The sequence below is a fragment of the Amycolatopsis rhizosphaerae genome (assembly GCF_007713715.1).
GTDB classification, from domain to species: Bacteria; Actinomycetota; Actinomycetes; order Mycobacteriales; family Pseudonocardiaceae; genus Amycolatopsis_E; species Amycolatopsis_E rhizosphaerae.
In genome coordinates, this window is record NZ_VJWX01000008.1 from 13,644 (window position 1) to 38,373 (window position 24,730).

The 24,730-nt window shown below is 64.3% G+C and carries 17 protein-coding genes; 16 read left to right on the plus strand and 1 reads right to left on the minus strand.

Annotated elements, in window-relative coordinates:
- Positions 1 to 876 precede the first annotated feature (876 nt).
- From FNH05_RS01905 to FNH05_RS01975, 16 genes are all read left to right on the plus strand, one after another.
- The gene (locus FNH05_RS01905) at positions 877 to 2,310 is read left to right on the plus strand and encodes a PD-(D/E)XK nuclease family protein (protein WP_222426484.1); all 1,434 of its coding nucleotides are present in this window, start codon (positions 877 to 879) and stop codon (positions 2,308 to 2,310) included.
- Positions 2,304 to 3,470 carry a pPIWI_RE_Y domain-containing protein gene (locus FNH05_RS01910; protein WP_144585322.1) on the plus strand — a complete coding sequence of 389 codons (1,167 nt, stop codon included), beginning with the start codon at positions 2,304 to 2,306 and terminating at the stop codon, positions 3,468 to 3,470. Before FNH05_RS01905 ends, FNH05_RS01910 begins: the two co-directional genes overlap by 7 nt.
- On the plus strand, positions 3,463 to 6,936 hold the full coding sequence (locus tag FNH05_RS01915) for a pPIWI_RE_Z domain-containing protein (RefSeq protein ID WP_144585325.1): 3,474 nt from the start codon (positions 3,463 to 3,465) through the stop codon (positions 6,934 to 6,936). The genes FNH05_RS01910 and FNH05_RS01915 overlap by 8 nt, the downstream gene beginning before the upstream one ends.
- Positions 6,937 to 6,972: 36 nt before the next feature.
- Entirely contained in the window at positions 6,973 to 9,774 is a 2,802-nt protein-coding gene (locus FNH05_RS01920; RefSeq protein WP_144585328.1) for a pPIWI_RE module domain-containing protein, read from the plus strand.
- A 34-nt stretch (positions 9,775 to 9,808) separates the two neighbouring features.
- Entirely contained in the window at positions 9,809 to 9,994 is a 186-nt protein-coding gene (locus FNH05_RS01925; RefSeq protein WP_144585331.1) for a hypothetical protein, read from the plus strand.
- On the plus strand, positions 9,994 to 10,623 hold the full coding sequence (locus FNH05_RS01930) for a DUF3558 domain-containing protein (protein ID WP_144585333.1): 630 nt from the start codon (positions 9,994 to 9,996) through the stop codon (positions 10,621 to 10,623). The genes FNH05_RS01925 and FNH05_RS01930 overlap by 1 nt, the downstream gene beginning before the upstream one ends.
- Positions 10,620 to 10,742: a hypothetical protein gene (locus tag FNH05_RS39705; RefSeq protein WP_281287590.1), complete on the plus strand. Its 123-nt coding sequence runs from the start codon at positions 10,620 to 10,622 to the stop codon at positions 10,740 to 10,742. The genes FNH05_RS01930 and FNH05_RS39705 overlap by 4 nt, the downstream gene beginning before the upstream one ends.
- A gap of 416 nt (positions 10,743 to 11,158) precedes the next feature.
- Positions 11,159 to 11,743, plus strand: coding sequence for an NUDIX domain-containing protein (locus tag FNH05_RS01935; protein WP_222426485.1), 585 nt, complete (start codon positions 11,159 to 11,161; stop codon positions 11,741 to 11,743).
- 28 nt (positions 11,744 to 11,771) lie between these two features.
- Positions 11,772 to 12,194 (plus strand): hypothetical protein, encoded by a 423-nt coding sequence (locus FNH05_RS01940; protein ID WP_144585338.1) that lies wholly within the window; start codon positions 11,772 to 11,774, stop codon positions 12,192 to 12,194.
- An 85-nt stretch (positions 12,195 to 12,279) separates the two neighbouring features.
- A complete protein-coding gene (locus tag FNH05_RS01945; RefSeq protein WP_144585341.1) occupies positions 12,280 to 12,915 on the plus strand; it encodes a DUF3558 domain-containing protein in 636 nt (211 codons plus the stop codon).
- 865 nt (positions 12,916 to 13,780) lie between these two features.
- Positions 13,781 to 15,526 (plus strand): type I restriction-modification system subunit M, encoded by a 1,746-nt coding sequence (locus tag FNH05_RS01950; RefSeq protein WP_144585344.1) that lies wholly within the window; start codon positions 13,781 to 13,783, stop codon positions 15,524 to 15,526.
- On the plus strand, positions 15,523 to 16,761 hold the full coding sequence (locus FNH05_RS01955; RefSeq protein WP_144585347.1) for a restriction endonuclease subunit S: 1,239 nt from the start codon (positions 15,523 to 15,525) through the stop codon (positions 16,759 to 16,761). The genes FNH05_RS01950 and FNH05_RS01955 overlap by 4 nt, the downstream gene beginning before the upstream one ends.
- On the plus strand, positions 16,758 to 19,895 hold the full coding sequence (locus FNH05_RS01960) for a type I restriction endonuclease subunit R (protein ID WP_144585349.1): 3,138 nt from the start codon (positions 16,758 to 16,760) through the stop codon (positions 19,893 to 19,895). Before FNH05_RS01955 ends, FNH05_RS01960 begins: the two co-directional genes overlap by 4 nt.
- 786 nt (positions 19,896 to 20,681) lie before the next feature.
- Positions 20,682 to 21,695 (plus strand): hypothetical protein, encoded by a 1,014-nt coding sequence (locus FNH05_RS01965; RefSeq protein WP_144585353.1) that lies wholly within the window; start codon positions 20,682 to 20,684, stop codon positions 21,693 to 21,695.
- Positions 21,696 to 21,884: an RNaseH domain-containing protein gene (locus FNH05_RS39960; RefSeq protein WP_144585374.1), complete on the plus strand. Its 189-nt coding sequence runs from the start codon at positions 21,696 to 21,698 to the stop codon at positions 21,882 to 21,884. It abuts the gene before it with no gap.
- Positions 21,885 to 21,974: 90 nt separating this feature from the next.
- Complete coding sequence (locus tag FNH05_RS01975) at positions 21,975 to 23,069, plus strand: hypothetical protein (protein ID WP_144585356.1); 1,095 nt, start codon at positions 21,975 to 21,977, stop codon at positions 23,067 to 23,069.
- 535 nt (positions 23,070 to 23,604) lie between these two features.
- Here FNH05_RS01975 and FNH05_RS01980 read toward each other — a convergent pair.
- Complete coding sequence (locus tag FNH05_RS01980; protein ID WP_144585359.1) at positions 23,605 to 24,729, minus strand: serine/threonine-protein kinase; 1,125 nt, start codon at positions 24,727 to 24,729, stop codon at positions 23,605 to 23,607.
- Position 24,730: the final 1 nt, after the last annotated feature.

Below are 24,730 nucleotides of genomic sequence, written 5' to 3' on the forward strand. Positions count from 1 at the left end.
TCAGCTTGAGTCCCCACCGCGCGCCGAACTCGTCAACCCCCGCTCGGCCTCCGTTCGGTCGGGCCGGGCACGGTAGGTGGACAGGCTCGACAGGGTCCCCTCCGACCATGCTGGCGCCGCTTCTGGGGCATCGATGACAGTGACCGGCAGTAGGACCAAAGCTGTGAAGCCGAGCGTCTGCCCCAGTTTTCCGGGGACGGGCCGCGGACCTGCGTCGTCGACAGCCTCCTGCCAACGACGCTGCAGATCGGCCAGTATCCCTACAGCACCCGCTTCGGGCGCGCCCACACCCGCTTCGCCACAAGTGCCTGGCAGACCGATGAGCATCGATTAGGAGAGTCGACAGCGGGATATCCGTCGACGTTCTCAGGCAGTACGACAAACGGCGACGGACATGCCTAAAACCGACAGCAGCGACGCACGCCGTGCGGGTTATTGTTCACGGTGACAACAACGCATTGCTGGTTTGAACCAACGGCTGGTCAACCACCTTTCGCGCTCTCGCATGAGCCGCATCGCCTAGTTCAGCACCAGGGAAGAGTTGTCCAGACGGGCGGGTACCTGCCCCGGCGGTCCAGGCACGCGGCAAATGGGTGTTACCACGAGTAACAAACTACCGCACTCTTGTGTGTGGTCACTAGAGTCCAACAGGGTGTTGTTGTAGTGACTGGGGAGCTCATGACAGTTAACCCGTGGGTTGTTCCCGTTGGAATGGCCGGTTCTGACGGCTTGGTGCGAATCGGCACCGGAGCCGCCGACGATGAGCTGCTTACATGCCCCTCCTACCTCGGCGTTAAGGTCCGTCCGAGGATTCGCTCGAGGCGACCGTCGTGGGCGCCAGCCGCTCAGTTCGAGATGTTCACGCTTCAACCAGTCATGGCTGCACTTGACAGCGTCGAATACTGTCAACTCTCCGAGGATGCTGCTCTGGCAGAGATTGGACAGAGCGGCACGCCACTCCACCCTGGGTTAATCAAGTTTGCACGCCACGCGGTGCACAACTTCTTGACCATTGGTTGCGAAGAAAAGGGATTGGAACCTGTTCCAGACTGGTGGGTCGTTCGCAAGACAAGTGCGCGCATCTGGGAACTCTATGGATGGGGGCGTCGCTACCAATCGACTGACGGTCGGCGTCGTGAATTTCGATTCCTACGGCTCGGTGAGGCTGCCAACCACCGACATGATCGCACAAAAACTGCGATCGCGGCTTATGTGACGGCGTTCGGCGTTCCAGCAGTATGGCCCGATCCATGGCGTGAGCCGTTCGACCTCCGTGAAGCTCGACCGGTAGATCATGCGCGGGTGGTGGAGGTAAGCCTGGCGAACGGGTCTGCCGATGTGCTATTCGACGGCACGCCTGCTGACGCCGAGGCCTATTACGCCGAGCATGGTCGGAGACGCGTAGCGTCCATCGCCGCTGGGGGACCGGCGCGCCCCGGCTCGTCATGCGCAGAGTGCAAACAGCTGACCAGCTGCGGGAGCTTGCCGCGTATTCCGGGCGTCCTGGCGTTACCAACGACGCGAGCGCCGATTCGCACCGTGTCGACGAGCGACCTGCGCTACCACCGGACATGCCCGGCCCAAGCCCACCTGCGGTCGCTCCACCTGCCACGCGCCTACGAATACGGTGCCGAAGCCGAGCTCGGTCACGCCGTTCACGCCTGGCTTGAGGACGCGCACCGGGACGGCACGGCCTGCGATCCGGCGACAATGCCGACAGGAAAGACCGCTTGGTCTGCGGGCCGCTGGCGGGTCGACGGCGACGCGGCACGGATCGGTGCCCGGATGCTGCGGCGACACATCGACGTCTGCGCCCTCCATCACTCCGACACGGTGACGCAGGTCCAGGTCGAGCCTCGTCTTGCGGTTCATGACACGGCGGCCCAGGCGGTCGTGCTTGCGAAGCCGGACATGATCTACATGGACGACGGCGGCTGGGTTTGGCGCGAGCTGAAAACCACCCAGAAGGGGCGCTGGTTTCATGACGACCTCCTCGACGAGTTCCCGCAACTGGCCCTTGCTGTGTCATTCCTCGCTGAAGGAGCGCTAGGCGGCGATGCCGCCATGGCCCGGGTCGAACTGGAGGTGCTGCGCCCGGAGGGCGCGGAGATCGATGTTATCGATCCGACCGACCCTGAACGGCTTGCCAAAGCACGCGAAGTACTACGGCGTCTCGCGCAGCCGTGGCGCGCTGACGAGACGTTCGAAGCTCGGCCGAGCAAAAACTGTCGGTGGTGTCCTGTATCTAGGTGGTGTCCGAGTTTCCCAGGCTCGGACCTACCTGACGAGGAGGACAGCGGCGCATGGTGACTGCACGCCCGGCTGTGTCGGCGGTGTTCTTCGACGGCGAACCGCTGGTACGGATGATCGCGTCGGCGCTGTTCACGCTGTCACGCCAGCGTGCGCCGCGCAACCCTGTGTACGAGGACACGGTCCAGACCGCATTCAACCACCTGGTTCTGCGCTGCCTGCGCCATGATGTGCTGCCGCCGGCCAGCGTCCCTGACATGGTCTCGTGGGCTATGCACCGCCCATTGCACGAGTGGCCGCTCGGTTTGCCGGACGACCTAGACACCGCAGACGGTTTCCTGATCGACCCACAGACGCGCCTGCCGACCCAGCAGTGCCTCGAATGGGTGATCTCGGCTCCCGATCCGGCCGCGGAACAGTACGAGAACGAGGTCATGCTCGGCGTGATCCAGCAGTGCCGGGTCGCCCGGTCGCCGGAGTCCTACACGGCGTTCCGCCGCCTGCTGATCACCCGCCCCGTCCTGACCGGCACTGAACTTGCTCTGCTGGGTGAGGACCTGGACCTGATGCTGCTGATCGACACCATCAAACGGTCCTACGAACCCGCTCCGGGGTCGTATCTGCGCGACGGACAGTATGCGCAGTGCGCCCGCTGCAAGTGTCTGCTCGTACCGATCGAGGGTGGCCGGTACCGGTGCGAATTGGACCGATGCCGACGTGAGGGCTACCCGACGATCGAGCGCACGCTGGACCCTGCCCGCGGCAACGGCGTCTATCAGCTCAGCCGCCCGCTGCGGATGTTCATCACAGGCCCAGGACTGGCCGAAACGGATCTGGAGCAAGACCTGATCAAGAAGAAGTTGCAGCCGGAAATGTGGCCGAACTTCGACGCCTACGACCTACGCATCACGCTTCCAAACAAGCAGGTCTGGGCCATCGACGTGAAGGACCGCGCCAACCCTGCGCTACTCGCCCGCACCGCGCGTGCCTTCATTCCCGCGCCGCCCTACGACCAGGCCTTTCTGGTTGTACCGCAGTACCGGTTCGACGAGCGCGAAGCTTACGCACGGATCTTCGCCCGGCACGTCGCAGACGAGGTACGCGACCGAGTTCGCTTGACGTCGGATGCCGAGTTCCAGCGGGTACTGACACGCGAACTGCGCCGGATCCGGCGCATCACCACGGTCCACTCGACGGACGGGGGCTCCTCCAATGCGTGATCGCAGCAGCTGGCACCGCCGCCTTGCCCGCCAGATCACTCCAGCCTGGCCAGCAACGCTGACCACCTTCACACCCGGCGACCTGATGGACGTCGAGCTGGGCCTCTACTTGCTCGAGACCGTGATGCCCACCCGCACCGTCACCGACGCGTGGACCCTGTTTGGTGGCTACCCCTACAGCGAAGCATTCGGAGATGTCCGCACCGACGCACAGCGGCACCGCATCCAGCGTGGCCGCCACTACCTGTGGAGCATGCGACGCCGCCGAGAGTGGCGAATGGCGGTGACCGCCTATCTCACCGTGCCGGAGGAGGTGCGCGGGTACGACATCAAGGACCTTGACGCGGTGCCCGAGCGACGCACACCCTCTCGAGCCGCGACCCGCTTCTCCGTGTACGAGGACGTCCTCACATCGGCACCCCCGTTCGATCGCAAGCCGCTGCCCCTCGCTGACGTCGGCGAATACCGGTTCCCGGTGCGAGACCGCTCGTACTCGGTGACCTTCACCAACGACTTGGTGCCTGGCCCGCCGTCGCGGCCCCACGACCTCGACGCCCTGCCGCCAGGCGGTGGCACGCCCGTCGAGGTGACTTGGGAGCAGCTCGAACAGGCCGCCCAGGCGATGGACCGCATCGAGGCTGCCCACCCGGATCACAAGGCTCACGAGTGGGAGCGCCGGCTGGGGCGGGTCAAGCTGCTCGTCCGCGACGAAGCGCGCGGCGAGTTCGCCCCAAGCGACACCTTGCGCGTCGACGGGCTGCTCAATCTCGTCGGCATGGTCGGTGCTGGCAAGTCGACCCTGCGCGACATCCTCGCCTTCTGGGCCACCACCGACAAGGCCAAACCGCGGCGGATCACCATCGTGGTCGGCGACGTTGCAGAAGTCCTCACCGTCGTCCAGCAGTTCCGCGCGCTAGGCGTCGCCGCAGCCCCAATCCTCGGCCGATCCACCCGCGAGCGGAATATCGAACGTCTCCATCGGCGCACCGCCACGGCTGGCGCCACGACCATGCTGGCGCACAACGACCCGAGCTTCGACTACCTCAGCAGCGCCTGCCCGCTTGACGCCTTACGTGGACTGGAAGCTCCGCGCCCACTCGGCATCGGCGAAGCACCCTGCGTGTCCCTCTACCCCGTCACCAAGCCTCGTACTAAGGCAACTGCGGCCGCGCTAGGCCGCGAGATACTCGACGAGCCCGTTGCCGCTGAATCAGACGTCGAAGAAGAGCGGCCGAAGCGCCATGCTTGCCCGCTGTGGACGCGCTGCCCCCGGCATCACGGTGCACGCGACCTGGTTGACGCCACTATCTGGGTCGCCACCCCGGCCGGGCTCGTCCACAGCGGCATCCCGCAACACCTCCACGAGGAACGGCTCCGCTACCTTGAACTCGCCTGCAGACTGAGCGACCTCGTCATCGTCGACGAGGCCGACCGCGTCCAAATGCAGCTCGACACTGCGTTCGCGCCGGCCACCACACTGGTGGGCCGTTCGCCGAATTCCTGGCTCGACGAGGTGTCTGCCCACAAAGTCACCGAGCTGGCCCGTCGCGGCCGGCTGCAACTCTCCGCCCGGGAGAACGACGACTGGGCCAACGCCACCGACACCGTCACAGCGGCGACCAACCGCCTCTACTCTCTGCTAATCCAGGACGCCGCCCTGCGCACGTGGATCACCGAGGACTATTTCAGCGCGCTCACCCTCCACCAATGGCTGATCAATGCCTGGTTTCCCGACACCGGCGACAACTCGCAAGACCCAGACGAGAACGTAGCGGCCGAACGCGACCAGCAGATCGCACGCATCGACCGCATCCTCGACCGCTTCCGCGACGACCCACTCCAGGAGCAATCCACCCTTACGCCGTCGGGCGAACCGGACGAGGATGCCGTCATCGTCAACCAGCTCGTCCATCTCGCGCTTGAGCTCCTGCACGCCCGGCGCGACTCGGCAACCCGAGAACGACTCCGCGATACCTTGCTCGCACTGCTTGGCGACAACGACCCCGTCGCCAGCAACATCGACGCCCACGTCACCAGGTTCGAATTCACGCTGATCTTGGCGGCTTTGCACCATCGGCTGAACTTGATGACCACCCTATGGCCGCGCGTTGAGGCGGCCCTCAACCTCGAGGCGACGTCAAACGTACTGTCGCGGCGACCGCCCAAGGACTACGAACCAATCCTCCCGGAATCCCCGATGGGCAACGTTCTCGGATTCCAGTTCCAGCTCGGCGAGCGCAACCGCGACGGTGACCAGAGCGGGGAATTGCGGTTCTTCCGCTGCAGCGGCGTCGGCCGCGAACTGCTTCTACAGCTGCCACAGCTGCCGGCGATCGACAACCGGCCCGGCCCCAATGTCTTGCTGATGTCGGCGACCAGCTGGGCGGGTACCTCCAGCCGCTACCACGTCAACACCGATGTCGGCGCCGTCCTTCGTCCGCACGACGACGAAGTACGTCTCGTCCTCGAGTCCACGTTCCGCAAGGAGTTCCTCTACTGGCCGGGCTCCTCCACCCCGCTGCGTCTGTCCGGGTCCGATACCGAGACCCGCCCGCAAGTGCTCACACAGATGCTCCACCAGCTTGCGGTGCCAGACCGCAGCCTCGCTGACTCGACCAGCATGCTCGAACAAGAACTCACCGACATCGACGACCCCGATCGCCGGAGGATCCTCCTACTGGTCGGCAGCTACATCGAAGCCAAGCGCGCCGCCGAGTACCTCAACGCGATCCCCGAATGGACCGGGCGGATCACACTGCTCGTGTCCGACGATGCGGACCTCGACAACGCCTGGCGCACACTCCCCAGCGACCCCTCGCTGCGGACCCTCAGCCGAGGTAACGTCGCCTCTTTCCCCGCCGAAGGCGGACAGATTCTCATCGCGCCGCTGCTGGCCGTGGAACGTGGCCACAACATCGTCGTCCCCGGCGGTAAGGCGGCGATCGGCAGCGTGTACTTCCTCGCCCGACCGCACCCGCGCCCTGACGACATCGCCTTGGCGATCCAAGCGATCAACGACTGGGCAGTACGCCAGGTTCGCGGACCCGAGGGGGGCTTCCGGCAGCTGGCACTCGCCGCCGGCACGCCTGACCTTGCCGGACTGGCCTTCCGTCGCGAAGCGCGCAAGAAGTGGAATCGCTTCTTGACCAGGCAACTGTCGTGGACAAGCCTGCCCCCAGAAGAGAAGGTCGCTTTCACCTGGGACCAGCTCGTCGTGATGTGGCAGGTCATTGGCCGCCTTGTTCGCGGTGGAGTCGAGGCCCGCGTCGTCTTCGTCGACGCAGCGTTCTCTCCGCGGGAAGCTGGGCTGAATGCCGTCGACACGCCGGACACCAGCCTCCTTGCGAGCATGCGTTCCATCCTCGATCCGTACTTCACTCCGGACTCCACGTTGCCGGATATCGACAAATCGCTCGTCGTCGCGCTGTACGAACCGCTGTACCGCGCCCTCGCCGATATGGACTAACCGCCAGCCGCAGCGCAACCGAGAGAGACCAGCATCGTGGCCTATAACGAAATCCAGCAAGCCGCCTTCGTCCCGAACCCCGAGGTCGAGAGTTTTACCCGCCCCCTGCACACCCTTGCCTTTCCCGCGACCTGGCGTGAGCCGATCATCAACCTCTACGCCCACGGCAGGTCTGAGGCTGCCCGAGTCAAGATCAAGAGCGTGCCGATCCGGCGGCTCAACAGCCTCATGCGCGCCGTTGCCCCCGACCTGATCACCGTGGACGGCCCGACGACTTTCGACGAGAACAAGCCCTGGCTCTACGCTGACGCCCCTTACCCTCAGGCCGTGCTCGACAGCATGATTCACGCCTGGCTTCGGAACATGCAACCCAGCAACGAGGCCTACCCCTTATTCCGTGAGACCGTCCGCGCACTGTCCACTCATGCGCTGACATGGCAGATCGAGAACGTCGACCTCCGGGCCCAAGATATCTCCCCCGGGGGCACAGCCCTGCCCCACGATCGCCTCTACCGCCTCGTCCCGGAGATCCTCGCTGACCGTATCGCACAACTCGACCCCTACGAACACGCCGGCAAGCAGCTCCTGTTCCACCGTGTCGCCGTTGACGCTCGAGCCAATGGTGCCGAGCTGATGTCCTGGCCTCCGCTCGAACACCCCACCAAAGGCCAAAACGGTGTAAAGATCGCCTACTACTCTGCGGTCATTCGCGTCGCGCTACGCACCGTGCCGTTCTCGCCAACGCCACGAGTGCACATCAGCACCGGTGTCCGCCGGTGGGTCAGCGGGCGCGTCTACTTCCCAGGAAAGAACGGCGTTTCGACCTACTTACTTACCAATGAGCCTCTCGTCCCCGACGGCACCCGGCCCCATCGATTCGCCGTCGCCTCGCTCGTCTGGGATCGCAAGTCTCGTAAGACCGTGTGGCGCCAAGGCGGGCCCGAGGGGCTGCTCAACCAGGTCTCTGCGCTCGACAACCTGCCCTCGCCGGACGTCTTCGCCAAGGAACCCGACGCCTGGATCCACGGCCGCGACGGCATCACAGCAGCGGTCGCGTTCCACAGTCGTATGAAATGGCACCCCGTCGGGACCGGGCTCATGCCCAGCGAACGCCGCCGGCTGACCGAATGGGCTGCACAAGCGCTCACCCCCGAGTTCATCTGGGCCCCGCCGCTGCACCGAAGCGAGATCAAGCAAAACCCCGCTCGCGCGTTGGAGAAGAACGTCCCGGTCAGCAAGGACGCTACCGACGTCGAACGAGCACAAGCACACCTGGACAACGCCGCAGTGAACAGCCGCAACGCCGAAAAGCGGCGTGTCCTGGCGGCCGCGACCAATGACAACCTCGTGAGCGCTGTGCTGCTTCACCAGACCAGCACCATGCGCCAGCACGTCCTGGACGCAGTCGAATCGAGTCTCGGGCTGGCGGAACATCGATGCGCAACCGGACCGGAACTCTGGTCTTGGGAAGCTCCAGAACTCAGCGTCCGGCTGCACGTACGTCCCCTCGGCGCCCTGGGGGCGCCGCTGGGGAACGGGGACAAACCGCCCCGCCGCGGACAAGAATTCGACGATGCCATCCGACAACGACGCGACCAGGTCTCAACGACGGTCACGGACCTGTGCGACAGCCTCGCCGAACGCCCACCGCTCGTCCTCATCGAACTCGAGGGACCCGACCGATTCCAACAGCCCAGAACCGATCCCAAGTTTGCGATCCGGCTCGGCTGCGCCGACGCCGGCACCGTCACCCAGTTTTTTCGACCTCCCAGCACAGAACCCGACGACGAGGACGATGCTGGATTTCGCGCAGCCGCCGCTTGGGGAGACGGCATGCGACAGCTCGGTATGCGCTTCGTCCCCCAGCACACGCTCGGCGAGGCGATCCCGGATCAGCTCAACCAGCTCGCGTTCTGGCTGGTCAAACGCCGTGTGGACGGCCCGACCCAAAACGCGCAGTTCACCCCGGTCGCGGTCCTGATCCGTCCTGGCCAGAACTGCATCATGGGCCGTACGGCGAGCATGTCGGAATGGGTTCCGTATCCCGAGCTGCTCAAGAGTCTCACCGGCCAGATCCGCCCCGACACTTTGAAGACTGACTACGAGCAGGCCGCGGCCACCGCCGCGTTCGTCAAGAACATCCTCTACCAGATGAAGAGCAAGCCCACTCTCGTCGTCACCCATGCACAAAACACCCGTAACCGCTGGCCCTGGCTACAGAACGGCGGCCTCGTCATCGACCGGATCCAAGTCGGGGCAGCTAACACCCAACGCATCGCCGCTTACGGGAAGCAGTTACGTATCGTGCGTATCGCAACCGGAGACCGCGACGAAACTGCACAGTGGTGGGCACCCAAATCCGGAGGAAGCGGCGGCATCTCCAAAGGCCTCTGGCGGCTCCAACCGTCCGACGACCGGCACCGCGTCTTCTACAGCACAACCGACAAAGCGAGCACCCACCCACTCGCAGTAGACGCCACGAAGCTAACCCCGCGAATCACCACGGCCGGTAAGCCAGACATCAAGCCAGCGAAGAACGCGTGGAACCCGGACCTGCTCGAGTTGTCGATCGCAGGACTCCAACCGGGAGACAGCCCTGAGACGTGGGCGATGTTCTTGCACCAGCAGAGGTTCTCCGAAGACTATCGCGATGGACTCGGGCTTCCGCTGATCCTGCACCTAGCGGAACTTACATCCCATTACGCACTGCCTCATGGTGAGGAGCTCGATGGCGATGTCATAGACGAGGCAGAAGACAGCGACGAGCCAAATGAAAAGGACGATGCAGCAGTAGATGAGTCCGACCCGTCTGAGGCACGAGATCGCCGCAGAAGCTGAATCCCACAGGTGCCTGGGGGAGCCGAAGTCCCAGATGCGCGAGCTCACCGGACAAGCCGCCGGCGCGTTCGGCTACGGCGTCGGGCATCTGCAGCGCGAGCGGGCATATCTCGCTGAGTTGGCCAACCGCTTGAACGAGGCGCTGGGTAAGATCACCAAGAGTGACCATGTGGCCACAGGCATCCTCAATCAAGCGACCAGTGACAGTGAGGTTCTTTGATGATCCGGGCTTCGCACATCGGGCTGCTGGTGTTGGCGGCCGTGATTCTCGCCGGTTGCAGTCCTGGAAGTGGCGTCCCCCGGCCGTCATCGGGGGCGTCATCCTCCGCGACTACGTCGACCGCAAGCAGCGCGGTCCCCTACGCCGGGGCGCCAAAGGTGGCCAATCCGCTGCCGGTGTCCACGCTGTCCGGCGACCCGTGCGCGGATGGGTTGACCGCCGATCAGACGAAGACTGTCTTCGGCCAGGTAGAGAGCGGCCAGCGGAAGGACGATCCCGTCCTCGGGTCGAACTGCGAATGGAGCAATCCCGACACGGGTGCTTTGCTGTCGGTCACCTACGACTCGACACATGACGGATTGAGTTCCGTCTACCGCGGTAACAAGCCGCGAGCCATCGTGTGGCACGAGACCTCTATCCAGGGCTTCCCCGCGGCCGCCCACCTAACGAATCTCAGCGGCCCCAAAGACACGTTCTGCGTCGTCAGTGTCGGCATCGCTGACAGTGCTTCGGTCGACATCGGCCTCACGCTCAGCCGGGCGAAGGTGGGCAAGAGTGATCCCTGCGCGGTGAACACCCAGATCGCGGACATGGTCATCGGGAATCTGAGGCAGAAGGCGGGTTCGTGATGGGCATGTTCGACTGGCTTGGTGATGCGGCGAACGCTGTGGTGCACGGCGTCGAGGACGCCGCTGAGTGGGTCGGCGACCGCGTCGAGGATGTCGAGCACTGGTTCGGTACCGCGTGATCGGAAAGACTCATCACTTCCCGGCCGGAACCGACAGGCCCGGCCTTGAACCGTTCGTCGCCTGCGGCAACCACTCCCAGCACAACACTGCGCTCGAACTCCCTACCGCCGAGGTCAGGCCTTGTGATTCCAGGGCTGGCACGGCCAATGCGGCTGGAAGCCAGGTCTAGCGAGTCACGGTCGCCATCCCGCTGCGGGGCCAGCCTTCAAGCCCGGTCTCCGCACGCCACGACTGATTGCTCGTTATCGCGTCCTGGCGCTCTACTGGATCCGCGTGACCAGGTCAGTGGCCTGAACGTCGTCTCGCCGGTCACACAGCCTGTAGTCCGGCGCGTTGTGTTTGCCCTGCTCTCGCTGCTGCAGGCGGCAGTGCGATTGATCCAGATCTGCACAGCCGAACTGCTGCCTTCCGCCAGGTGGCGAAGTGGTCTGCTTCATCGGCCACGATCACACCGGCCACGCGTCCTCGCTGCATAGGTGCTGCAGCTTCTCGACACGTTCGGAGTGCGCTAGAAAGCCCGACCTACAAGCCGGATTGGGATCTGTCCGGCGGCACGGCCGAAGCGAATAAACCTCCCAGCGCGGCCGCTGAGCGGGAACTGCGGGAGGAGCTTGGCCTCGATATCGCTGTCGGCCGCCTCCTGTGCCTGGACTGGGTGTTGCCGCACGGCCCCTCGGACGACACACTGATGTTCGTCTTCGACGGCGGCACCCTCGACGACGAAGCGGTCGCGAAGCTGCGGATCCACGATGACGAGATCGGCCAGTTGGCCTTCGTGTCCGTGTCTGAGGCTCGGACACTCCTGCGCCCGTATGTGTGGGACCGGCTCAACAGAGCCGTGCAGGCCCGCAGCACGGGAATGGCCTTCACCGTGCGGCCGACGAACCGGGCGCCGGTACGGTCACGCGCCACGACGGATAGCCGACTCGTCTCCGACCGTCGCGCTGTGCCCGCTGACGCTCGCCAACCTCTCGCAAAGCGTCCACTTCACGGTGACTGAGCCGCTACTGCAAGGCGCGGGCCGCGGCATGACGCGGCGCCTCGCGGTGGCGAACGCGGAGGGGAGCAGCGAGTTGGCGCAGTCAGGTTGGTTGAGCGACGTCAACTTCTGGATCAAGGACGATCCCAGCGCTCCGGGCAGTCCGGCTGCCGGTGCGAGCGGTGGTGCCATCGGGGGAACCGCGGGGCCGTCCGGCGGTCAAGGCTTCAGTCTCACGCGGGACGAGGCCGAGAGCATGCTTCGTCAGGTGCAGGGTGTCCTACGTGACATCGACTTCATGCAGACAAAGGCCAATGCACTAACCAAAGTCACGCCGCCGGCTCAGGACCCGGCCAGCGTCACCTTCAATGCTCGCCTGTGGGCAACGGGCAAGATGCCGGCGCATTCGGGTATGGCATCGGTCATCTTCAACGTGAACGGGCGTACCTCGACGAGCTGGTACAACGCTTGAACAATGCCCTCGGTAAGATCGCTGAGAGTGCCCATGCGGCTACGAACACCGTCAACCAAGCCGCCAATAACACTGGGATTGCCTGATGTTCCGGACTTCGCACATCTGGCCACTCGCGCTGGCCGCCGTGGTTCTTGCTGCCTGTAGCAACAGCCCGGAGCCCGGCAATCCCCAACCGTCGTCGGCGGCAGGGTCGTCTGCCAGCACCTCGTCTGCGAATAGCGCGCTGCCTTACGCTGGGGCACCACAGGTCGCGGACCCGTTGCCGGTGTCCATCCTGTCTGGTGACCCGTGCGTAGATGCGCTAACAGCTGACCAGACGAGGACGATCTTCGGACAGGTGGAGAGCGGTGGGCGGAGTGATCACGGTGCGCTCGGGCCCACCTGCGGATGGAGCAACCTCGACAGTGGCGCTTCACTGTTGGTGACCTACGACTTAACGCACGACGGGCTGAGTTCTGTCTATCGCGGTAGCAAACCGCGGGCCACCGTGTGGCGCGAGGTATCTACCCAGAGCTTCCCAGCAGTCGCCTATGTCACCGATCTGGGCGGCTCCAAGGACGCATTCTGCGCTATCAGTGTCGGTGTCGCAGACAGTGCAACGGTCGACATCGGTCTCACGCTCAGCCGGGCGAAGGTGGGCAAGAGTGATCCCTGCGCGGTGAACGCCCAGATCGCGGACCTGGTCATCGGGAATCTGAGGCAGAAGGCGGGTTCGTGATGGCCCGATGCGCAGCCGTGACGCTCCCGCTCGAGGCCCGCGGGGCGGGTCGGTAGAGCAAGGATCGGTGATAGCCGTGTAACTCACAGTCCATCGTTGCCGATCTTCATCTCAAGCCTGGCTGCATCCGGGTCCGTCTCAGTTGGTGTTTCCAGCGTTGTTGATCAGTAGGTTTCGGCGGCCAGCCAGCGGTCACCGAAGGTGACGGACGACGCTCGGCTGGCAGCCGAACAGCGGGCGCGGGTGCTGATTGACCAGCAGTTGACCAACGCCGGGTGGTTGGTTCAGGACGAGGCCCAACTCCTCGCCCGATGTCGTGTTCCTGTCAAGCTGTTACGCACTGTCACATCGCGTACCTCAGCCAGCGATCTGTCTGAACCGACGGACGCATCGATCACGGTCAAGCAACTGCGTGCCCGCGTGGTGTCGCTTCTGAAGCACCGCCAGCCGGCGAGCGGGAGGAGGCCATGACCCGTGACCAGAGGCCCCGCTGGCTTCACGACGGTGGCGGGCTGATTAGCTGTGGGTGACTTGGGGGTGCCGTTGTTGCTGTACCAGGTGATGGTGCCGTGTTGGAAGTTGGTGCGGCGGCCACTTGCGGAGCTGATCACCGAGCCCGTGGCTGAGGGGATCGCCGCCTGGTTTCTCGCGCGCGGGGCCACGCCGCCCCAGCCATGTAAGCGCTCGGCTGCAGGCGCTGCACGCGGCTCAGGACTGGTGGCGCCGCCGGGAGGACTGGCATGCGCGATGATGTTCTCGTGACGCACCGGCTGCTGCAGACTGTGTGCGGCGTGTTCGGACGGCGCGCAGGGGCTCGCGCTGGGCGTCCAACCTTCATCGTTGAGTGAGCCTCGTAAGGAGCCTTGTGAGCACGCTCGGTAGTTTCATCTGGTCGATCGCCGACCAGCTTCGGGGTCCGTACCGCCCCAACCAGTACGGCAACGTGATCCTGCCGCTCACGATCCTGCGCCGCCTCGACTGCATCCTCGAGCCCGACCGCGAAACGGTCCGGAAGTTGGCGGCGAAGTACGACAACCCGAACCGGCTCAGGATCGAGGTCAAGAAGGCGACCGGCCGACCGTTCTACAACACCTCGAACTACTCCTTCGCCAACCTGCTGGCTGACGCCGACGGGCTGGCGGACAACCTGGCCGACTACATCGACCGGTTCTCGCCCGATGTCGATGTGTTCGAGTACTTCGACTTCAAGAAGGAGATCCTCGCCCTGGAGAAGGCGGAGCTCCTGCGCGAGATCATCACGTCCTTCAAGGCTGTCGACCTGCATCCGGACGTCGTCTCCAACGCCGACATGGGCGATGCGTTCGAGTACATCATCCGCAAGTTCAACGAGGCCGCGAACGAGACCTCCGGTGACCACTACACCCCGCGGGACGCGATCCGGCTGCTGGTCGACCTGCTCTTCGCCGAGAAGGACGCCGACCTGACCGAGGCCGACATCGTCCGCACGCTGTACGACCCCACCGCGGGCACCGGCGGCATGCTCGCCCTGGCCGAGGAGCACCTACTCGCGCAGAACCCCGACGCGAGGCTGAGCCTGTACGGTCAGGAGTACAACCCGCAGTCGTACGCGATCTGCAAGTCCGACCTGCTGGCCAAGGGCCACGATGCGTCCAACATCGCCTTCGGCAACACGCTGACCGATGACGCGTTCAAGAGCCGCCAGTTCGACTTCTGCATGTCCAACCCGCCGTACGGCGTCGACTGGAAGCAGTACGCCAAGGCGGTCACGAAGGAGCGCGACGAAGCGGGCCCCTACGGCCGGTTCGCTCCCGGCCTCCCGTCGACCTCGGACGGGCAGATGCTCTTCCTGCTCCACCTGGTCCACAAGATGCGGGCTCCCGAAGACGGTGGCGGCCGGGCCGGGATCGTGATGAACGGCTCGCCGCTCTTCAATGGCGCCGCCGAGTCCGGCCCCTCCAACATCCGCAAGTGGCTGCTGGAGAACGACCGGGTCGACGCCATCGTCGCGCTGCCGACCAACATGTTCTTCAACACCGGCATTGCCACCTACATCTGGATCCTCGACAACACGAAGCACCCCGACCGCAAGGGCCTGGTCCAGCTCATCGACGGCACCTCGTTCTGGACCAAGATGCGCAAGAACCTCGGCAACAAGAACCGTGAGCTCAGCGACGCTGACCGCGCCAAGGTGGTGAAGCTGTACGCCGACTTCACCGACGCCGATCCCGACTACTCCAAAGTGCTGCGCAACGACGAGTTCGGCTACTGGACCATCACCGTCGAGCGCCCTCTCCTCGACGAGTCCGGCAACCCCGTGCTCGACCGCAAGGGCAAGCCCAAGCCAGATCCGAAGAAGCGCGACACCGAGAACGTCCCGTTCACCTACAGTGGCTCGAGTGCTGGTGCGGCCGCTAAGTCCGAGGTCATTCAGGCGTACTTCGACGCAGAGGTGAAGCCGCACGTCCCCGACGCCTGGATCGACTGGGCCAAGGTCAAGACCGGCTACGAGATCCCCTTTACCCGCCACTTCTACAAGTACGTCCCACCTCGCCCTCTCGCTGAGATCGACGCCGACCTGGAGAAACAGGTCGCCAAGATCCTCGACCTCCTGCGCGAGGTGGAGCAGTGACGGGACCGCTCTGGGGCGCCTTGCCGGATGGGTGGCTGGCCGGCCAGGTCAAGAACGCTGCGACAGTCACGCTCGGCAAGATGCTGCAGAGTAAGGACTCCGGCAGTGACGTTCGTGCCCCGTACATGCGTGCTGCGAACGTACAGCCTGACGGTGTGCTCGCCCTCCACGACGTCAACGAGATGTGGTTCGGCGACGCCGAACTGGAGCAGTTGAGCATCCGAGCAGGCGACGTTGTTGTCGTCGAGGGCGGCCAAGGCGGGTTTGGCCGCGCTGCGTATGTCGACGAGGATCTCCCGGGCTGGGGATTCCAAAACTCGATCAACCGGCTTCGACCGATTGGCGACTTCGACGGCCGGTTCATCGCGTACTATCTGATCGCGCTGCGTGGTAGCGGCTTCATTCGTGCCTACTCCAACGTTGTCTCGATGCCGCACCTCACCGCAGAGAAGCTCGCGAGGATTCCGATGCCGCTGCCGCATCCGGAGGAGCAGCGCGCCGTCGCCGACTACCTCGACCGCGAGACTGCCCGCATCGACACGCTCATCGAGGAGCAGCAGCGCTTGGTCGAGATGCTCCGCGAACGCCGGGACGGAGTAGTGACTAAGGCGTTCCTCAATTCGACAAGCGAGGAACGCGCGCTCAAATTCGCGGTGGATGACGTGACGGTGGGCATCGTGGTTCAGCCTTCGCGCTGGTACGTCGATGCCGGTGTTCCGGCGCTTCGAGGTGTCAACGTCAAGCGCGGTTCGATCTCGCTCGCAGACCTAGTCAACATCTCAGAGGAAGGTCACGCGGCTCACCGAAAGTCGCAGTTGCGCTCGGGCGACGTGGTTGTGGTCCGAACCGGTCAGGCAGGGGCCGCGGCGAAGATCCCTGACGAACTCGACGGTGCCAACGCCATCGACATCCTCATTGTCAGGCCCGGAGAAGGCATCGATCCAGACTTCTTGGTCTGGTACCTCAACTCGCCGCTGGCGGCGTCTCGCATTGAGCACGGCTCTGTCGGAGCACTGCAGGGGCACTTCAACGTAAGCGCTCTTCGAGAGTTACCCCTTCCCAATACGCCGCTTGCAGAGCAGCAGCGCATCGTCACTTATCTCGACGAGCAGATTGCGAAGATCGACACAACGATTGCGGAGACCGAGCGCTTCATCGAGCTAGCCCGTGAGCGCCGCGCTGCGTTGATCACGGCGGCGGTGACGGGGCAGATCGAAGTACGGGAGATGGCGTGACGGCGGACCACCACGAAGGCGTCTTCGAATCCGAGATCTGTGCGTACTTGAAGGCACACGGGTGGCTCTACTCCGCCGATGACACCGGGTACGACCGGGAGCGGGCGCTCTTCCCTGAGGACCTGTTCGCCTGGCTGGGGGAGACCCAGCAGGCGGCGTACGAGAAGGCTTTGAAGGCTGCGGGTTCGCAGGCGAAGTTTCTCGACGTGCTGACCACGGCGCTCGACAAGCCTCTCGAGCATGGTGGCGGGATGTTGAATATCCTGCGTAACGGGGTGCAGTACATCGGCGGTGGCCGACTGAAGATGGCGCAGTTCCGCCCCGAGACCAGCTTGAACGCGACCACCAACGAGCAGTACGCGGCGATGCGGGTGCGGGTGATGCGGCAGGTGCACTTCTCTACCGCTGACCAGCGCAGCATCGACCTGGTCTTCTTCGTCAACGGGCTCCCGGTGGCCACCGTGGAGCTGAAGACCGACTTCACCCAGTCGCTGGACGAGGCGATCAACCAGTACCGCAAGAATCGGCCTCCGCTGACCAATGGTCGGCCGGAGCCGCTGCTGTCGTTCGGGCACCGGGCGCTGGTCCACTTCGCGGTCTCTAACGACCTGGCCGCGATGACCACCCGGCTCGAGGGCGAGAAGACGCACTTCCTGCCGTTCAACATGGGCCATGAGGATGGCGCGGGGAACCCGCCGGGCGAGGGTGGGTGGTCGGCGACGGCGTACCTGTGGGAGCGGGTCTGGGAGAAGGACGCCTGGCTCAACATCATCGGTCGGCTGATGATCGTGGAGACTAAGGAGGAGTGGGACGTCGCGACCGGCACTTCGGTGCGGCGTACGAGCATGCTCTTCCCGCGGTTCCACCAGTGGGAGGCCGTGACGAACATCGTGGCCGCGGTGCGCGAAGAAGGGGTGGGGCACCGCTACCTGATCGAGCACTCGGCTGGGTCGGGGAAGACGAACACCATCGCCTGGACCGCGCACCGGCTGGCGCGGCTGCACGTGAACGACGAGAAGGTCTTCGACTCAGTGATCGTGGTCGTGGACCGCACCGTGCTCGACGGGCAGCTCCAGGAAGCGATCCGGCAGATCGACGGGTCAGGGAAGATCGTGGCCACGATCAGCCCTGAGGATGTCCGCAAGGCGGGGGCGAAGTCGAAGTCCGGGCTGCTGGCGACTGCGTTGAAGAACGGGGAACTGATCATTGCGGTGACGGTGCAGACCTTCCCGTTCGCCATCAAGGAGATCCGGGCCGATAAGGGTCTGAAGGGCCGGCGGTTCGCCGTGATCGCGGACGAGGCGCACTCCTCGCAATCTGGGCAGATCTCCTCCAAGCTCAAGGCTGTGCTGACCGCGGAGGAAGTCAAGGAGATCGAGGACGGCGGTGAGGTCGACGTCGAGTCGATCCTGGCCTCGGAGATGACCGAGCGGGCCGAGTCGGAGAACATCTCCTACTTCGCGTTTACCGCGACGCCGAAGAACAAGACCCTGGAACTCTTCGGCCGCAAGGGCCCTGATGGGAAGCCGGCCGAGTTCCACCTGTATTCGATGCGGCAGGCGATCGAGGAGGGATACATCCTCGACGTGCTCAAGGGCTACCAGTCCTACGACACCGCGCTGAAGATCGCCGGCAAGGCCGAGAACGGCGACGGTGGCGAGGTGGAGGAGGGCGCGGCGCGTAAGGCGCTGATGCGGTGGGTGAAGCTGCACCCGACCAACATCAGCCAGAAGGTGCGGATCATCGTCGAGCACTTCCACGCCAACGTCGCCCACTTGCTGGAAGGCAAGGCGAAGGCGATGGTCGTGACCGACTCGCGCAAGGCCGCGGTGAAGTACAAGAAGGCGATCGACGCCTACATCGCCAAACGGGCCGCCATGGACGCCTCATACAACTACCGCACCCTGGTCGCCTTCTCCGGCTCAGTGACGATGGTCGAGGACGAGGAGTGGGCCCCGGACTGGGGGCCGCAGCCGAGCAAGGACGACGAGTTCACCGAGGCCAACCTCAACCCCGGCGCCGGCTCAGACCTGGCCGCCGCCTTCAAGGGCGAGACGTACAAGATCATGCTGGTCGCCAACAAGTTCCAGACAGGGTTCGACCAGCCGCTGCTCTCGGCGATGTACGTCGACAAGAAGCTCTCCGGGGTCACCGCCGTGCAAACGCTCTCCCGGCTCAACCGCACCCATCGCACCGCGGGCGGGGAGCAGAAGCGCAAGACGTTCGTCATCGACTTCATAAACAAGCCGGAGGACATCCGGGCCGCGTTCGAGCCGTACTTCACCAACGCCACCCTGGAGACCGAGACCGACCCGTACGTCGTCATCCACCTCGCCAACAAGCTCGCCCAGGCCGGCATCTACACGCCCGAGCAGGTGCGCGAGGTCGCCGAACTGTGGGTCACCCGGAAGGGCAACAACGCGCTCTCGGCCGCGATCAGCCCGGCCAAGAACGACTTCGCCCGCCGCTACGCGGCTGCAATCGAGGCCGACGACAAAGTCACCCTCAACACCCTCGACCTGTTCCGCAAGGACATCTCCACCTACGTCCGGCTCTACGACTTCATGAGCCAGATCATCGACTACGGCGACCCGTACATGGAGATGCTGTCGATCTTCCTGCGACTCCTGGAGAAGGTCATCAAAGACTCATCCTGGGCCGCGGACGTCGACCTCTCCGACGTGGTCCTGGTCGGCGTCACGCACAACAAGGGGACCGCGGTCGACATCTCGCTGACCGGCGACGGCGAACTCAAGGGCATCACCAGCGCGGGCACCGGCACCCGGAAGGAGCCCAAGTACGTCGCACTGCAGGTCGTCATCGACAAGATGAACGACCTCTTCGGCGCCGAGTCGTTCACCCAGTCTCAGGTCCGCGAGTTCGTGCAGGGACTGGTGCAGCGACTGCTCGCCTACCCGGACCTGGTCAAGCAGACCAAGGTGAACTCGAAGAAGCAGTTCATGGAGTCGCCGGACTTCCAGGCGGCGGTCACCGAGGCGGTCGTCGACAACCAGGAGGCCCACAACACCATGGCCGACTACTTCTTCAGCGACGGTCCCGGTATCACCGCCGTCATCGTGGCGCTCGCGGACGCCTTCTACGAGGCCGCGATCGATCAACGTACGGACGTGTGAGCAGCCCAGGGTCTATGCTATCGTGCGCGGCCACCACACGATCTTGAGCTGTCTTCACAAACCGCCATGATCAACTGGTGGCCGCACCTGCGTTCACCCACCCCCACCAGCCAAGATCACGAAGCCCGGCTGCAGTACTAGGCCGTCGGTGGTCGGTTCGGGTTCTGCGGAAACCTAACTAACCTGAGCCCCAAGGTCCCCACCAGACCGATGATCACGAGTGGGACGGTCCATCCTGTCCGCGTACCCATCGCGCTGCCGCAACCGGAGAAGTCGTTGTTGTTGTGGTTCAGTACGGTGCCGCAGATCTGTGGCACGCCTCGGTGCGTGCCGGCATGAACCTCCGTGAACATGCCGATGGCTCCGATCAACAGCAGGACGACGCACACGAGCATCGCGAAAGTCTTCGGTCTCATCCCAGCAACATCCTCTTCGTCCCGCTGTGGCGCTGTCGAAACTGGCTATTCCGCCGTATCGTCACCTCGATGTCGCCTCGGCCAAGCCCTGTGTTACAGGTCGGCGTACTGATAAAGCAAGCAGCACAAACACAGCCGAATCAGCACCTCCCGCCCGGCTGAGGCGGTGTCGGACAAGCGGCGCTCGTGAACGCTCGCTGGCTTACCGGTCTTCCTCTTCGATGACCGTGACGCCACACCGTCAACTGTTGTCACACTCCGTGCCCATTCTGTCGACAGCGCGAGGTCGATTCCGAGCCCGTCGCGGAGCACTGGCACCTTGTACCCCGCGTCCCACGGCGCCGGCAACGGCCTCCCATAGGCTGTCAAAATGACAATCGGACGTTCACGCGGACCGGCAGGCAGGGGGCCCCGGTCTGTCCCGAAGCCGAAACGACTTGCGCACCTCCGTATCGACCCTCGCGGCTACCCGATCATCGCCGCGATCGGCCAGGCACCCGGGGACATCGACTTCGGCGCGCTGTCGGAGTCGCGAAAGCTCGCTTTGGCCACCTTCGACCTCTGCGCAGTTTGCGCGCTTCCATTCGGCGAGGAGCTGCGGTGGCAGGTTTCTTTCGACGAAGCAACGGCGATGGCGAAAACGCTCGTCTCAAATGAGGCGCCGGTCCACGAAATCTGCGCCCTGTACGCGGCCCAAGTCTGTCCGTTCGTTTCTTCACCGTATGCCCGACACGGCGACGATGTCCGTAAAGGTATGAAGCGCCCTGAGATCACCTACCTGACTGGGTTCCGCAGGACAGCGCGGGTCTTCGGTCGACGCTCAGGGCTTCAGACATCCGAAAGCGTTCTGCACTTCGAGACCACCGGCGTCGAACAGCAGCTGAAGCTGTCGACCTCGACCGAAGCGATCGAGGCCTACCAGCGGGCGCTTGAGACCGACGTGGAGGTCACGATCGACGACACCGAGCGAGAACTTGCGACGCGGCTCACCGAGTTGACGATCAAGGACGGTGAGGATTCCGGCAGTGTGATGGCGGGCGCCGCGTGGTTCGCGGGCGGTGCGTTCTGTCCGGGTGTCGGCAACGTGCAGGGCATGCGGCGCTTCACGGAAGAACCGATGTACACGGCTCTCGCAAGGCAGGTGCTGCTGGAACCTGGATTCGCGAAGAAGTTCGAGGAGACGGAGGACCTCTACACCCGCGCTGCGCTCAAGTGGCTCAACAGCCGAGATGACCTGCCCGAGATCCTGGCGGGCTGGCGCAACACCGCACTGAACCGGGCGTGGCATGGACGGCCGTCACCTGGCAAGAGCAGCGGTGGAACTGATCCCAAGAAGTCCAAACGCAAGCTTCAAAGCGCGGCTCGGCGTAAGAATCGCCGATGACTGAGAAGCTGGGCTGCACTCACGCACGATCTCCGCTGGGCCACCCCGCATTACGACTACTCCATCTCCTTACCGTGGCCACTCGCGGTCGCCAAGCAAATCGCTCAGTACGTCATGCCCCTAGACCTCCTCGACGATGTTGACGAAATCGAGGCGGACATTTCATCACCCGTCGATGACGGGAACTAGTCGCCGCCCGGGTTGGCGGAGCTATACACTCCGATCTCCGCCAACCCGACATTCATCAGCCTGAATTAGCGACGGACCCAAGGAGCCTTCTTGTCCACTTGCCCCTTCTGCGGCTTCACCGGCAAGCTGACCGCCGAGCATGTATTTGGGAACTGGCTTTCGCGGATCGGCCTGGATTTGGAACCAATTGCGCACGGCGCTGGGCCGCTGAATCGTGTAGGGCAGGACCTGGGTGTGCGTCCGCCGTTCCGCCAGACGGTGCGCGTCTGTGGCGGCTGTAACAATGGCTGGATGAGTCGCATCGAGGCGGTCGCTGCGCGGGTCCTGACACCCTTCATTCTGGGTGAAGCGGGGCAGATCGCGGCCGAAGACGCGGGAGCCGTCGCGGCGTGGGTTCAGAAAACAGCGCTCACGGCCATGCTCGTTTCGTCCGAGACCCAGCGCAGCGCAGGCTATGGGCTCCCGCAATCGGAGTACCGTGGGCTGTCGAACGCCAGAAACGAGATGCAACCGCTTTCGGCCAGTCATTTCTGGGTCGGGCGGTATACCGGAGAGAGCCGGTTCGCCTCGACGTGGGTCACGCCGTTGACGGTGACGGCCAGTGAGTTGCCTGAGCCCGACCGGCCGCAGGGTTACGCGATGACCCTCGTGCTGGGGCAACTGTTGCTGCACGGCGTGCGGTTCACGACGCCAAGCCTGCAAGTCGAGGTGACCACCAGGCAGGAGTTGCCGCAGTTGTGGCCACCGGCGGAACGAGTCGTGTGGTCCAGCGGGATGCCCGTAGACGATGAGGCCTTCCTCGGCTTCGCCGCAGGCAAAGACCTTCGTTCGATGGAGCGGCATATCGAGGTACGGCCGTGGAGGCCCGCGACGGAACTTCCTGAAAGCAGGACTGTTGACGGCATGGTGGAGCTGCCGACCGCCTGCGGCAAGCACGTCGTGTACTACCCCGCCGGCCTGGTTGACGAGGCGCTGCGCGGCAGGTTCTACGCATTCGGGACAGCCTGTGACTGTGGCACGGCCTACCTCGTCCAGACCGAGCCTGATGGCGCTCACTGCAAGGCAGCGAACTCGGTGGATGTCATCTCCGAGTTGTACGAGGGTCTGCCTGGAAAGGAAGTTGTGCTTGAGGACCAGCACGGCGTGTTCCCCTGCAAGCGACTGCCGGAACCCTCAGAGCACTGATGTGTAAGTGAAGCAGAGATACTCATGATCGTGGTCGTTCGCATCCGACGGCGGTTTCGGCCGGGGTACCCCAGAGTTCCCGGATCGAGCAAGTTCTCTTGGTCCATCAGGCTGGCGGTTTCCGCACGTTTCCTGCCGATATCTCGCGCACTGTCGGCGGTCGGCGCTACCGTGACGGTATGAGCAAGGACGGTCTGACGCGGTTGGTCGTGTCGCTTATGGTGTCCGGCGGGGTGACCGCCGTGGATGCCGCGCATCCTGCCGATGCTCATGCTGCTGTGCTCCGCGCGGTCCGTCTGCCAGGTGGCGAGATGCTCTCACGTGCCTTTGGCACGGAGGTGCGTACAGTGCCGGACCCTAGCGTTGGGCTGCGCGTCCTCGGCCTGACCCAGGCCCTTTGGAGGGCGGTCGGCCGCGGTTGGCTTGAGCCCTGCGATGGAAGCGGGCAAGCGCTACTCGTGCTGTCGGACGCCGCTGCACAGGACCTTGCAGCGGACCTCAGCCAACTCGACCAATCCCAGGGCTGCGCGGTGCGTCAGGCCGGTGACGCCTGGGCAAGGGACTCCACCTGCCTGAAGAACTCGGCCAGCGCCTTCGCGTCTCCCGCGTCCGTGTAGCTGGTTAGCCTGCGGATGCTTCGCCAAGGGCTACCCGGCTTCTGCCACTCGGCGGTTACCTGTACCCGTCCGGCGTGACGTCCACGCGCCACTTCGATTGCCTGGACGCGGTAGCGTCGGCGCCTCGCAGGGATCTTGGTGGGTGGCCAGGTGCCGACCCACTCGCCGAGCAGGTCTGTCCCCGATACACGTCGCCAGTCAACGTATTGCAGCCCGTTCAGCTTGCGGAGCGCGGAGCGTGCTGTGTCTGGCCTCCTGGCAGGTTCCACCCGCACCAGTGAACTGACAAACTTCCTCACGTTGGGCGGCACATGCGGCGGGAATGTGTACCACCGGTCGGTCATCGCGCGCTTCCCCGCGGCAAGGCGAGTGTCAACCTCGGAAAACTGGATCTGCTCGTACGGGAACCTGCCGGCGAGCATCTCGATTGTTGTGACCCCTAGCGAGTACAGATCAGACCTGAGAGTCACGTGCCCAGTGGACTTGGCCTCGGGTGCGAGGTACAAGGGCGTGCCACCGTAATCCGGCGCTGTGCCAGTGCGGGTGTCGATTTTGCCGGCGGAGCCTAGGTCGGCGAGGACTGCGTTCTCCCGTGACTGGTCGAGAAGGACATTGCCGGGCTTGACGTCCCTGTGTACATACGCGCGATCCTGGTGCAGGTACTCCAGGGCATCCAGCACCTGGCCGCAGATCCTCATCGCGTCGGCCAACCCGAATCCGTGCCCGTCCATGAGCGCGTCGTAGACGCTCCCTCCGGGGTAGTAGTCGCAGATGAAGGTCACGGCGTCCAGACCACGGAACTGGGGGTCGGGTTCCCACTGGGCGTCCCATACCTCGATCAGATGCTTGTGCCGGGCTTCCTTCAGCAGGTGCGGCTCGCGGGCCACCCCGTCGGGCACGCTGAGGAGGGAGATTGTCTTCTGTACGACGTCACGATCGAAGATGTCGTGCCTCGCAAGCCGGCAGATGCCGACGTTGCCCTCCCCGATTGTGTGGAGGATCTCGTAGGTGGGCCGTTGAAGGAGGTCTCCGACGATGGGCATA

What these genes read in the sequence shown, in the direction of transcription:
- FNH05_RS01925 (WP_144585331.1), top strand. Translation starts at nt 9,809, where the DNA reads ATGCGCGAGCTCACCGGACAAGCCGCCGGCGCGTTCGGCTACGGCGTC.
- FNH05_RS01965 (WP_144585353.1), top strand. Translation starts at nt 20,682, where the DNA reads ATGACAATCGGACGTTCACGCGGACCGGCAGGCAGGGGGCCCCGGTCT.
- FNH05_RS01915 (WP_144585325.1), top strand. Translation starts at nt 3,463, where the DNA reads ATGCGTGATCGCAGCAGCTGGCACCGCCGCCTTGCCCGCCAGATCACT.
- FNH05_RS01930 (WP_144585333.1), top strand. Translation starts at nt 9,994, where the DNA reads ATGATCCGGGCTTCGCACATCGGGCTGCTGGTGTTGGCGGCCGTGATT.
- FNH05_RS01910 (WP_144585322.1), top strand. Translation starts at nt 2,304, where the DNA reads ATGGTGACTGCACGCCCGGCTGTGTCGGCGGTGTTCTTCGACGGCGAA.
- FNH05_RS01945 (WP_144585341.1), top strand. Translation starts at nt 12,280, where the DNA reads ATGTTCCGGACTTCGCACATCTGGCCACTCGCGCTGGCCGCCGTGGTT.
- FNH05_RS01905 (WP_222426484.1), top strand. Translation starts at nt 877, where the DNA reads ATGGCTGCACTTGACAGCGTCGAATACTGTCAACTCTCCGAGGATGCT.
- FNH05_RS01940 (WP_144585338.1), top strand. Translation starts at nt 11,772, where the DNA reads ATGACGCGGCGCCTCGCGGTGGCGAACGCGGAGGGGAGCAGCGAGTTG.
- FNH05_RS01980 (WP_144585359.1), bottom strand. Translation starts at nt 24,729, where the DNA reads ATGCCCATCGTCGGAGACCTCCTTCAACGGCCCACCTACGAGATCCTC.